Genomic DNA, 11,606 nt, shown 5'->3' on the forward strand with positions numbered 1-11,606 from the left:
TTTACGATTTCAAACAGACTGATACCATAAAAGGCTTGGGTCAGTGTATAAGGAATAATTTTCTTGCCATACGTTTTCAGCATCAAGGCATGATAGCCCGCACTCATGGCCCAGCCATGAAACAGCTCATTTTCCAGACTAAAGAATTTTAAGCCTTTACGTTCCAAGCGTCTTTTTTCAATCTGAATTGCTGATTTCAAGCCACCCAATACAGTACGTGGCCAGAAACGGTAGAAGGATTCCCCCATTTTCGAAGATGCCGGGTCTTCTGGCGTCGCCACTCGTTTATGATGTCCATAAGGATGCTCAATCCGGAAATGGTTATAAGCCAGTGGCATCAGACTGGCATGTGACCAGTAGTGATCTTTTTTCTGAGAACGATGGCTCAGCTCGTGCGCAGTATTCACGCCGATTCCATTGATCGCCCCCATAGATACGCCAAGTAGAACCTGATCGACCAGAGAAACATTTGGGCGGGATACGACATAGCCTGCAAAAGCATTGGCAGCCATTTGCAATGGGATAAACATCTTCACGATCCGATCATAATAAGGATCTTTGACCAATGCCTGAATCTGCTCATCATTTGGATTATTGGCATCATCACCAATTAAAGCATCTAATGTTGGGATAATCACATGTAATAATAAAGGCCCACCCATCGCAAAGACTTTTTTAGTGGCTTTGGGGCCAAAATGATAGCCAGCCAGAATTCCCATACCGATCACAGGCAAACCGGGACTCAGCAGCCAGCCAAAACGTTTTTTATCCAGTTGGACACCTTTCAGCGCTGACGCATCCTGCGTGAACTGAGCTTTGCTAATTTGTGCAGGGGCATTCATTGCGACCCTCCTTTTTTATGTTACTCTGCACATATAGTTGAATATTTCAGCATTAGCGAACAGTATTGAACGTCCAGAAAAACTATGTCAGCGTCTTTGGCGCATTAGGCCAAATCTTGGCCTTAAATCACAAGACTGGGCTATTTAAATTTAATTAAATGAATTAAAACAAAAGAATAGAGTCAGGCATGGATGCTTTAAGTAAAATTTTTGATGATATTCATCTGGAAAAATCCGAATATCTCTACCTCAATGTGTTTCATCCAGGCGGGTTTGATTATCAGTATGAACCTTCCATGCTGGCTTATGTATTATTACAGGGTCAAGCGCAATTAATATTCAAAGATGGCGATCTGCTTGAGCTGCAACAAGGCGATCTGGTGTTATTGCCTGCTGGTTCTGCCCATCGGATTTCTAGTCCCGGTAATGCGGATTTTTCTGAACATCATTCGATCAACTCTTATTTTCAGACTCATGCACAGCAATGTGTGGATCTCAATATCACCCATTCAGCAGAACGCAGTTTTATCCTGGCGATTCGTTCCAATCTGGATATCCAGATGGCGAAACCTCTATTGAGTGCTTTACCTAAATATCTGCACATCCAGCATATTCTTGGAGATACAGCACCAGAATGGTTACAAGTCGGTTTGCAATTTCTTGCATTGGAAACCCAGCAACTTCGTCCGGGACGGGACAAGATTCTAGATCATCTGGTCAGTATTTTACTGATTGAATGCGTACGAGATTATATTTTGAATCTGGAAAATGCTTCGAGCTGGCTGAATGCCCTTTCTCATCCTGAACTGTCCAATGCCTTAGCAGCGATTCATGGAAAACCAGAACAGCCTTGGACCGTAGAAAGTCTGGCTGAACAATGCCATATGTCGCGTTCCAAATTTGCCCAGCTTTTTACCCAGATTGTTGGTGAGCCGCCATTGGCTTATTTACAACAGCATCGACTTCGACTGGCAGCACAATATCTCAGAAATAGCGGATTTAGCATTCAGCAGATCGCCTATCTGGTGGGCTATTCCTCGGAAACGGCGTTTAGTCAGAGCTTTAAAAAACAGTTTGAACACACCCCGACTCAATATCGTATTGCCTGTCAGAAAAACAAGACGCCTTTATTGGACTAAGTCTAGTACCGCTTTGACAGGATCTTCACTGTTGCCGGAAAGCAGCTGCTTATGCATGGTGAGATGCTGCATCACTTGAATTTGAGCTGCTTCAATATCCATCAATTTTTCAATTTCAGCAGCCAGATTTTCAGGCGTTGCTTCAGACTGAATTAATTCCTGAATGACTTTTTTGCCAGCAATAATATTTGGCAATGAGAAATAAGGAATTTTGACCATTAATTTGGCAATCTGGTAAGTCAGCCAGTGCAATTTATAAAAGGTCACCATCGGACGATGCAATAGCATGGCTTCCAATGTTGCAGTACCTGAAGCCAGCGCAATGATATTGGACGCATTCATCACCTGACGGCCAATTTTTGACTCGCTACTGGTATTTTCCATCAGGCGGATATGCGCTTTTAAACTGTCCGGATATTGTGCCAGCAAGTTTTCAATCTGCTGTTTGCGCATCTCATTAATGGCAGGAATCAGAAACGTATAATCCGGATATTTCTGATGCAGAATTTTGGCTGCATCCAGTACCAATGGCCCTAAGCGTTCAATTTCACCACGGCGGCTCCCCGGCAGCAATGCAATATATTTTTGTGCAGGATCTAAACCCAGTTCTGCCTGTGCTTCAGCCAGATCATTGTTGAGGGGTAACTGGCTTGCCAATGGATGACCGACAAAGGCAGCCGGAACATCCCATTTCTTGAAAAATGCTTTTTCAAATGGAAATAGGCACAGCACCAGATCAATACAGGCCTTGATACCATGTACCCGGCCCTGACGCCATGCCCAGACTGAAGGACTGACATATTGCACGGTCTTAATCGGTAACTGTTTTTGCTTCAGGCTTTTGGAAAGTCGCAAATTAAAATCAGGCGCATCAATACCGATAAACACATCGACTGGATCTTTCGTCCAGGTCTCGACCAGACCATCACGAACTGCAAACAGTTTTTTAATATCTTTCAGGACTTCAACAATGCCCATGACTGAGAGAATATCCATTGGATAGTAGCTCTTGAAGCCTTCCGCCAGCATTTGTGGTCCGCCGATCCCTTCAAACTCTGCATCAATACCCTGCTCTCGAAAACTACGGATGAGCTTCGCACCAAGCGTATCTCCAGATACTTCTCCCACCACGATTCCGATTTTAAGTTTGCGATTCTGCAAGTGTATTCCCTCAAATGAGACAAATTAATTCCGTTCAGATTCTATCATAAAACGTGATTTGAGCATGGCTAAGTGTTGAACTCACAAATTGTGGCTACCTCAAATAATAAAACTACTGGAATCTATAAAATGCGCGCGCCTTAGCCCAGCTTAAAAATTAAAATAAATTTAAAGCGGCTGATCTTTAAACAAATAAATAAAAGGGCATTTTTGCAGAATCTTTATCAATTTTCAGGCTTAGCAATAGAAAGGTGTGCTAGATAATTCAAATTAAAATATAAATCAGGATGAATTACTTTAAATTTTATGGTCTTTATCTCTTTTTAGAATAAGCAAATCAATAATCAAGACAACGACTTATATTTAAAAGTCATAAGATATGCTCGTTTTTTGATTTTGGCATATATGCATGTTTGGTCCGATTGAATTTATTTTAGCAGGTGTATTGGTAGGTTTCTGTGTTGGGATTACCGGTGTTGGTGGCGGTTCGTTGATGACTCCAATCTTGATTACACTGCTTCGGGTTGAACCACATATCGCAATTGGTACAGACCTTCTTTATGCCGCAATTTCTAAATTCTGTGGTTCATTGGTTCATGCCAAAAAAATGAATATTGTCTGGCCTATTGTCATCTGGCTGGCAATTGGTAGTATCCCTGCCTCATTTGCAACCCATTGGGTCCTTGAGAATTATCTCAGTCAATCGACACATTATAAAGCAACGCTGACTATGGTATTGGGCTTTATGCTGACCCTTACCGGTGCATCTATTGTATTCCGCAATTCCATTGAAAAGTTCTTTAATAAATACCGCAAACAAGAACTGCCTGACATGACTCAGGATCTGGATAAAGTTGATTTTAAATCTGGCAATAAACGTGTATTGATCGTGATCATGGGGATTGTACTGGGCGTGTTTGTGACCCTGTCATCTGTCGGTGCCGGTGCTTTCGGTATTATGGCCTTGATCCTCATGTTTCCGAATTTACCCATGATCCGCATTATCGGTTCGGATGTAGTACATGCCGTACTTCTAACTTTAGTCGCAGGTCTGGGCCATATGAGTGCAGGTAATGTAGACTTTACTTTATTAGGCTGGTTACTTTGCGGTTCGATTCCAGCGATTGTAATTGGTACGTTGATCAGTTCACGTATGCCAGAGAAAATTATCCGTAAAATTCTTGGGATTACCCTGTTCTGTCTTGGCGTGAATTTCATTGTGAATCCAGTCAAGTCAAAACCGGCACAACCCGCCCAACCTGAATTGGTAACAGCAGTAGAAAAAACAGCTACTGTTTAAACTAAATCATGGATTCATCACTTTTTTTTCAAAGAAGTATTCATCTTTTTTATAACAAAGTGACGCATCATTCATGTTATATTCAGGCTATTAAACAACCTTTTGTATGATCAAACCAGTGACGGCAATGAATACACTACAGTCAAAACCTATTTCAGCATCAGATATTGATGACGTGAATATCCAAAGCATGATTCCTTTGGTAACACCTGCTCAGTTGAAAGCAGAGTTACCTTTGACTGAAACTGCTTATCAAACCGTACTGCATGGTCGTGAAACGATTCGTAATATCCTGGATGGCAAGGATAAGCGTATTTTTGTAGTGATTGGTCCATGTTCAATTCATGATCCAGCGGCTGCGCATGAATATGCTGAACGTTTAAAAGCTTTAAGCGAAAAAGTAAAAGATAGCCTGTATATCGTAATGCGTGTTTATTTTGAAAAACCGCGTACAACTGTAGGCTGGAAAGGTCTGATCAATGACCCTGATATGAATGACTCTTTCAATATTGAGAAAGGTCTGCGTATCGGTCGTAAACTGTTACTGGAGCTGAATGAACTTGGCCTGCCATGTGCGACAGAAGCACTGGATCCAAACTCTCCACAGTACTATCAGGATTTAATTTCATGGTCAGCGATCGGTGCACGTACTACCGAGAGCCAAACTCACCGTGAAATGTCTTCTGGCCTGTCTTCACCAGTCGGCTTCAAAAATGGTACAGACGGCGGCTTAACTGTTGCGACCAATGCAATGCAATCTGTTAAACATGGTCACAGCTTCCTGGGTCTAAATGACCAAGGTCAGGTTGCGGTGATTCGTACTTCAGGGAATCCATATGCACACGTGGTTCTACGTGGCGGTAATGGCAAACCTAACTACGATGCAGGTTCAGTTGCAGATGCTGAGGCAGCGCTTGCGAAAGCCAAAGTCAGCGGCAAGATCATGATTGATGCAAGCCACGCAAACTCAAATAAAGACCCGTACTTACAACCGCTTGTCTTAAAAAATATTACTGAACAAATTCTTGATGGAAACAAGTCAATTGTTGGTATTATGGTAGAAAGTCACCTGAAAGGTGGCCGTCAGGATATTCCTGCCAATCTTTGTGATCTGGAATATGGAAAATCAGTGACTGATGGCTGTATCGATTGGGAGACCACAGAAAAAGTGTTGCTTGACATGCATGAGGCATTGAAGGACGTTTTACCTAATCGTTAAACGAACTGACAAACGCCATCGACAAGATGGCGTTTTCATTTCTGAACAAGGAAAATTTTATCTGATGAATGAAATTGAAACTGCATTAAGTCAAATTGAAAATTTTCAGGTCATCCATGACCATCTGTTCAGCTCTGGTCAGCCGACAACTGAACAACTGAGGTTGATTAAAGAATACGGCGTATCCACCGTAATCAATGTGGCATTAACAGATAGCGATCATCATCTGTTACATGAAGATAAAATTTGTCTTGATCTTGGCCTGAACTATATCCAGTTGCCGATCTCCTGGGAAACCCCTTCGGATAGCCAATGCCTGCTGGTACTGGATCTGATTGATCATCTGGTCAAAGAACAAATGGTCTGGGTACATTGTACGCAGAATTATCATGTCAGCTGCCTGATGTATTTATATCGACAATACTATATGGATATGGACATGCCGACTGCACAGGAATATCTGCATCAGCTCTGGGAACCGAATGAAACCTGGACCGGTTTAATTCATGCGGTTGCCCTACAGCTGCAAGGCCGTAAAGCAACACAGGAATTGGAATTATCCCTGATTCATCCTAATAACTTCGGTTGATGTTATTTGTAATGACTGATCAGAACAGTTGCCATAGACAGAATACCTTCCTGACGACCAGTAAATCCTAATTTTTCAGTGGTTGTGGCTTTAATACTGATTTGAGTCACATCCACATCCAGTACATCGGCAATGCTCTGACGCATTTCCAGGTTATGTTTAGCCAGCTTTGGACGTTCACAAGCTACAGTGATGTCAGCATTATTTAGGCGATAACCACGATCCAAAATTAGCTGATAGACATGCTTTAATAAAACCTTGCTGTCTGCACCTTTAAACTGCGGATCGGTATCTGGAAAATGCTGGCCAATATCGCCTAGCGCCAAGGCACCTAGCAAAGCATCACAAAGTGCATGTAAAACCACATCACCATCAGAGTGTGCTTTCAAGCCATGCGTATGTGGAATCTGAATACCTGCCAGAGTGACAAAATCACCTTCTTCAAATGCATGTACATCCAGTCCCTGACCAATACGAATTTGTGCAATCACTTTTATATCCTTTAGAAATAACTGATTGAAATCTTGTACACGACGTTTCTATTTCGCTATAGTTAGACCTAGCGTAACACAGTGAAAGTATAAGCGATCATGCTACTGAAAACTGATATAAATATGATGAAAATAATGGGACTTTTACTCGGGACAGGCCTTTTTGCTAGCAGCATTCATGCTGAATCGCTGGACTGTAACAGTCATCATAACAATAACGCAGCCATGAAAAAGATCTGCTCAGCCTCTCTTGATGAACCGCGTGAAAAACTGACAGATCAATATTTTACCGCTTTTCTGATTACAGATGCGCCTGTTCGCTTATTACAAGATACTCAGCAGCTATGGAGTACACGCTTACAGCAATGTAAGACGCTGGACTGCTTTAAACAGCAATTTGACCAGCGTCTGGATGACCTCAATATTTATATTTCCTTGAATCAGAGCCTAACTCAGCACTATCTCAAGTTTGAACAGGGCCAAATGGCCAAACAGCCAATTCATCTCAAGATTCATCAGCTGACGAAAGACCGCATCAAAATTGAAGGAATTGCTTACCGCAATCCGAATAATCGTGCAGAAACCCAGACCATTCCTTTTCTAGCTTATACCACGACCGAAACTAAAAGCCAGATTACGGATAATGAGCATGACTGCAAATATAACTTTAACTATAGCAAGGCAATCTTGACGGTCAGTACTGAGCAAAAAGGCTGCGAGCGCTTTAGTGGTATTTATCGTTTATATGATTAAACAGCCGACTTTTATTTTTATCTATCAATATCCTAAATATATATTTAAAAATTTAAACTAGGAATTCCCTCTCCTTATAGGAGAAGTTTTTATAAAGATTCCCTTCCCCCTAACCTTCTTCCTCAGGTAGGAGGAGCTTAATAAATAAACAATTATTTTTGATCTTTTAAAATAGCCCGTAAGCGGGCTATTCACTTAGGCCGGGTAATGCTGAGCTATTTCTTGGCTAATCATCGCTGCGGTTGCCGCTGATAATGTCCAGCCCAAGTGTCCATGACCGGTGTTGTAAAAGACACGTTCCTGTCTACCACGGCGCACCACTGGCATCATGTTCGGCATCATGGGACGCAGGCCTGCCCACGGCACCACATGTTCAGTACACAGATCGAAATTGCGTTGTGTCCAGTCAATTAAAGGCTGAATTCGGTCAACACGAATATCCCGATTATAACCATTAAATTCCGCGGTTCCTGCAACACGTAAGCGGTCTTTACCTAAACGTGACAAGACGATCTTGGCGCTCTCATCTAGCAGACTGACCCAAGGAGCATTTTGCTGACTTTGCTCATCATTCAGCTGTACGGTAATTGAATAGCCTTTCACCGGGTAGACATTCACTCGCTCACCCAACAGATCTGCCAACTGATAACTGCTGACACCAGCACATACTACAATGGCATCTGCCTGAATCTCGAGCACATCTTCAGCATCGGCACGCACATTTTCAGGGCTTGGTCGGCATTTAACCGTAATCTGCTGTGCCTGGTGATCGACTGCAAATACATCCTGACCAAATTCGAATTTCACCCCTTTTTTCATACAGGCATTTGCCAGTCCGGTACTGAATTTATGAATATCTCCAGTCGCATCACTTTGGCAATAAAACCCGGCGTAGTAATCTCCAGTTAATGCAGGTTCAATCTGCTTGATTTCTTCATTTGTAATTGCATTACGTTCTAGACCACCACTACATAGGAGATCATTGACCTTAATTGCGACATCATAATCAGCTTTATTATGGTAGAAATGTAGAATTCCGCGCTTTTCCAGATCAAAATCAATCTGCTCAATTTCGGCAATTTCAAACAGGCGTTTTCTGGCCAGTAGCGCGAGTCTTACCGTTTCCCGGGTATTGGCTTCATAATTTTTAATATGACCTAGAAATTCCATCAGCCAGCCATATTTATGCAGACTAAAAGAAGGATTAAGCAATAGTGGCGCGGTTTTCTGTGACATCCATTTGATGCCTTTCAATACAGTGGCTTTTTGATTCCAGACTTCTGCATTACAGGCAGAAAGTTGTCCGCCATTGGCAAAGGATGTTTCCATCGCGGGATAAAGATGACGGTCGACCACCGTGACCTGATAACCGAGTAAAGCGAGCTCATAAGCTGTTGTTACACCGGTAATGCCTGCCCCCACCACAATAACATGACGCATAGACACCTCTCCTTAATATGTGATGTCTTTCCCATCTGTCATGTGTACCTGAGAGCTTCGGTGACTGCATCATAACTGTATGCAGCAACCTTCCCCCTTCGGTGAGTGATTCAACACTTCTCTCCAGAGTTTAATATATTATTGCAGTCCTTTTGCCTGAGAGTTTCCTGGGACCTTGCTCCTTCGGCGAATGCAGTAGCATTTCTCTCCTGCAATAATATTTTTATTATCCTGAGCAATTTATATACCATCTTATCGGGGACTACAGTTTTTTATTTATGTTAATTCACGTGATTTAAGTGGTAACGCTACTTTCAATAAATTTAGAAAAAATAACCCTATCTATTTCAAATGAATTTTAAGATTTTAATTTGGTTTTTTGCCTCATTTTCCTACGTCATGCTCCAATGCAAGGCATTTAAGAAAAGCAATAAAGTTAATATTTGCTTAGGCTATTTACAGGATTGATTTACCAGAAAACTCTCAATCTATGATCGACTCTCAGATCCTAAAATTAAATTAACCAGGAAAGAATCAGCATGAGAGATCCTGCCGCGACTACTGTTTGCATACTGATAATACTGGCCATGAACTGGCTATCTCCGCCATAGACACGCGTCAGTACATAGGAAGCTGAAGCAGTAGGTAAAGCAAAAAACAACACCAGTACCTGGGTGGTTAAAGGATCAATATCAAATAATTGGCAGACAAAGAAAGCAGCAAGCGGCATTCCTAATAAACGCCCAAAAGTCGCCAGACCCAATGGGAAGATATCCCGCTGGAAGCCCTGGAACTGTAAGGCAGCCCCCACACACATCAAGCCAAGCGGCAAACTGCATAAGGCAATCTGTTTTAAGAATAATTCAAACCCAGCCCAGAGTGATAAGCCTGAAAGATTAAATAACCCTCCAACAAGAGAACCTAGAATAAAAGGGTTCTTTAACAGATCAACCAGAATTTTGAAAATCTGCATATCTGAACTACGGGTAAAGGCCAGTACAGATAAGATATTGACCAGTGGAATACATAACACCATCACTACGGCGAAAATGGTCATGCCCTGCTGATGAAATAAAGCATTCACTGCTGCAAGTCCGATATAGGTATTAAAACGCAGGAGTGCCTGCACATAGACCCCAAAACGTGCATAGCCAATCTGATAAATCTTGCGCAGTACATATAGAGCAATACTGACCACCGCCATAAGGCTAAAGACCACCAGAACCACATCTTTAATGACTGCCATTTCAATCTTGGCTACGGCCAGATTTAAAAACAGCATGACTGGAAACAGGACAAAATAATTGAGTTTTTCAGCCCCACGCCAGAAACTATCTTCCAGCCATTTCCTTTGTTTTAATACATAGCCCAAAGTAATCAGGCCAATAAGCGGAAACAGTACAGTGAAGATAGTCTGAAACATTGAACAACTCATGATATGGGTTTTGCGGCAATCGCATCCAATTCAATTGCCTGTCAATGAGCAAGGATACAACAAGCGGCTCGTTTCAGGATAAAAATAGTGGAAAATTCAATGGATAATAAATAAAAAACACTTTCGCTGGCTTTAATTAAAATATGCTTTAAATCCAACTTTCATCTTTTGCAACATTTAGTGCATCATTTTTTAGTCTTTCAAGCTCCTCATAAACCTTTGCATCAAGCTTCGGACGGACTTTTTCAAACTTAACTTTTAACAAATCCAGGCTTCTTAAGAGCATCCTAAAAATGAGTCTCTCACGGCCTAAATCATCTGTTGCCTTAAAAGTTGTTGGATCAATCATTAAACGGAAATCCATATTTCTACGTTTAAATGAATAAAAAATACGTTCATCAAAACTATCATTTCCCATTATAATTTCAATGCACTTCCATTTATCTATAGGAATATCATACGACTTATTTTGTAGTTGAGCATTTAAGGCATTTTCTACTGCGTTACGTGCTTTATTTTCGAGATCAAGATGATCTTCTGTTAACACTTCCCTACTTAATTCAGCACTTAACCATACTTCCATTCATATATCCTGTCATTATTCTTATTAAACACACTTAGAATCAAAAATAGATTCAAATAACTTCATAAATCTTTTCGAGACTCTTTTCTAAAATCACCAGATTTAAATCTACTAAAGGCTGTCCAACATCTGCATCCAGTGGGTAACTCTCTGTTTTGCCGGTTTGGTGATAACCACGACGCTCATAATACGCGATTAATTCAATGCGAACATTAAGAACAGACATTCTAAGTTTTTTGAAAGGTATTTTTTCTCTGGAGTATTATTCAGCGAAATCTAACAATATTCGACCATAACCTGAATTTTGCCCAACTGAGTCAATAGCAAAACTGCCGATTTCAAAACAATCTGGCAAGTGTGTCAGACCAATGCAACCCACCAGTTGATCATTATTTTCCAAGACATAAAGTTCGAAATCAGGCCGTGCTAAAAGTTCACTTAACTGAGCCTCATTAATTCGATCACCTAAAAAAATGTCATGTTCATGCGTCCAGCCCAAATTAGATCGATAAGCTGTATGGATCAACTTAACAATGCTTTGAATGTCCGTAGCTTGGGCTAAACGAATATTGTTATTTTTCATTTTATAAATATAAAAAAGCCAGACCGAAGCCTGACTTTAATTTCATTTGCTTTGTCCCGTCCTGAAATAAG

General features: G+C 41.3%; 11 protein-coding genes, 1 pseudogene and 1 riboswitch. Of the genes and pseudogenes, 5 read left to right on the forward strand and 7 right to left on the reverse strand.

What is annotated here, in order from left to right; all coding sequences use genetic code 11:
- Positions 1 to 842: alkane 1-monooxygenase (locus B4J23_RS02200; protein WP_291358640.1), on the reverse strand; the 842-nt coding region annotated here is incomplete at its 3' end.
- A 188-nt stretch (positions 843 to 1,030) separates the two neighbouring features.
- On the opposite strand from B4J23_RS02200, the gene B4J23_RS02205 reads away from it, so the two are divergent.
- On the forward strand, positions 1,031 to 1,981 hold the full coding sequence (locus tag B4J23_RS02205) for an AraC family transcriptional regulator (protein WP_291358641.1): 951 nt from the start codon (positions 1,031 to 1,033) through the stop codon (positions 1,979 to 1,981).
- Here the strand turns inward: B4J23_RS02205 and lpxB are convergent.
- Positions 1,970 to 3,142, reverse strand: coding sequence for a lipid-A-disaccharide synthase (gene lpxB / locus B4J23_RS02210; protein ID WP_291358642.1), 1,173 nt, complete (start codon positions 3,140 to 3,142; stop codon positions 1,970 to 1,972). The genes B4J23_RS02205 and lpxB overlap by 12 nt on opposite strands.
- A 409-nt stretch (positions 3,143 to 3,551) precedes the next feature.
- On the opposite strand from lpxB, the gene B4J23_RS02215 reads away from it, so the two are divergent.
- The 3 genes from B4J23_RS02215 to B4J23_RS02225 all read left to right on the forward strand — a co-directional run bounded on the left by B4J23_RS02215 (position 3,552) and on the right by B4J23_RS02225 (position 6,250).
- Positions 3,552 to 4,442 (forward strand): sulfite exporter TauE/SafE family protein, encoded by an 891-nt coding sequence (locus B4J23_RS02215; RefSeq protein ID WP_291358643.1) that lies wholly within the window; start codon positions 3,552 to 3,554, stop codon positions 4,440 to 4,442.
- Positions 4,443 to 4,569: 127 nt separating this feature from the next.
- Positions 4,570 to 5,661, forward strand: coding sequence for a 3-deoxy-7-phosphoheptulonate synthase (locus B4J23_RS02220; protein WP_125278643.1), 1,092 nt, complete (start codon positions 4,570 to 4,572; stop codon positions 5,659 to 5,661).
- Between the two features lie 64 nt (positions 5,662 to 5,725).
- Positions 5,726 to 6,250 carry a protein tyrosine phosphatase family protein gene (locus B4J23_RS02225; protein ID WP_291358644.1) on the forward strand — a complete coding sequence of 175 codons (525 nt, stop codon included), beginning with the start codon at positions 5,726 to 5,728 and terminating at the stop codon, positions 6,248 to 6,250.
- Positions 6,251 to 6,252: 2 nt separating this feature from the next.
- Here B4J23_RS02225 and ispF read toward each other — a convergent pair whose 3' ends face one another.
- Positions 6,253 to 6,741 (reverse strand): 2-C-methyl-D-erythritol 2,4-cyclodiphosphate synthase, encoded by a 489-nt coding sequence (gene ispF / locus B4J23_RS02230; protein ID WP_034171374.1) that lies wholly within the window; start codon positions 6,739 to 6,741, stop codon positions 6,253 to 6,255.
- 99 nt (positions 6,742 to 6,840) lie between these two features.
- Here ispF and B4J23_RS02235 point away from each other — a divergent pair, with 99 nt between their 5' ends.
- Entirely contained in the window at positions 6,841 to 7,494 is a 654-nt protein-coding gene (locus B4J23_RS02235) for an A1S_1983 family putative colistin resistance protein (protein WP_166138190.1), read from the forward strand.
- Between the two features lie 195 nt (positions 7,495 to 7,689).
- Here the strand turns inward: B4J23_RS02235 and B4J23_RS02240 are convergent, their stop codons facing one another.
- The 4 genes and pseudogenes from B4J23_RS02240 to B4J23_RS02255 form a co-directional block, all read right to left on the reverse strand.
- A complete protein-coding gene (locus B4J23_RS02240) occupies positions 7,690 to 8,934 on the reverse strand; it encodes a D-amino acid dehydrogenase (protein WP_291358645.1) in 1,245 nt (414 codons plus the stop codon).
- 134 nt (positions 8,935 to 9,068) lie between these two features.
- A riboswitch (glycine riboswitch) is annotated at positions 9,069 to 9,156 on the reverse strand.
- Between the two features lie 292 nt (positions 9,157 to 9,448).
- A complete protein-coding gene (locus B4J23_RS02245) occupies positions 9,449 to 10,357 on the reverse strand; it encodes an AEC family transporter (RefSeq protein WP_291358646.1) in 909 nt (302 codons plus the stop codon).
- Between the two features lie 160 nt (positions 10,358 to 10,517).
- Positions 10,518 to 10,952: an Imm44 family immunity protein gene (locus B4J23_RS02250; RefSeq protein WP_291358647.1), complete on the reverse strand. Its 435-nt coding sequence runs from the start codon at positions 10,950 to 10,952 to the stop codon at positions 10,518 to 10,520.
- 52 nt (positions 10,953 to 11,004) lie between these two features.
- Positions 11,005 to 11,535: pseudogene (locus B4J23_RS02255) on the reverse strand (GNAT family N-acetyltransferase).
- Between the last annotated feature and the right edge of the window lie 71 nt (positions 11,536 to 11,606).

Origin of the sequence: Acinetobacter sp. UBA3025 (assembly GCF_002367915.1) — a bacterium.
In the GTDB taxonomy this organism is placed as follows: Bacteria; Pseudomonadota; Gammaproteobacteria; order Pseudomonadales; family Moraxellaceae; genus Acinetobacter.

What these genes read in the sequence shown, in the direction of transcription:
- B4J23_RS02250 (WP_291358647.1), bottom strand. Translation starts at nt 10,952, where the DNA reads ATGGAAGTATGGTTAAGTGCTGAATTAAGTAGGGAAGTGTTAACAGAA.
- B4J23_RS02215 (WP_291358643.1), top strand. Translation starts at nt 3,552, where the DNA reads ATGTTTGGTCCGATTGAATTTATTTTAGCAGGTGTATTGGTAGGTTTC.
- B4J23_RS02220 (WP_125278643.1), top strand. Translation starts at nt 4,570, where the DNA reads ATGAATACACTACAGTCAAAACCTATTTCAGCATCAGATATTGATGAC.
- B4J23_RS02235 (WP_166138190.1), top strand. Translation starts at nt 6,841, where the DNA reads ATGCTACTGAAAACTGATATAAATATGATGAAAATAATGGGACTTTTA.
- B4J23_RS02240 (WP_291358645.1), bottom strand. Translation starts at nt 8,934, where the DNA reads ATGCGTCATGTTATTGTGGTGGGGGCAGGCATTACCGGTGTAACAACA.
- B4J23_RS02205 (WP_291358641.1), top strand. Translation starts at nt 1,031, where the DNA reads ATGGATGCTTTAAGTAAAATTTTTGATGATATTCATCTGGAAAAATCC.
- B4J23_RS02225 (WP_291358644.1), top strand. Translation starts at nt 5,726, where the DNA reads ATGAATGAAATTGAAACTGCATTAAGTCAAATTGAAAATTTTCAGGTC.
- B4J23_RS02245 (WP_291358646.1), bottom strand. Translation starts at nt 10,357, where the DNA reads ATGTTTCAGACTATCTTCACTGTACTGTTTCCGCTTATTGGCCTGATT.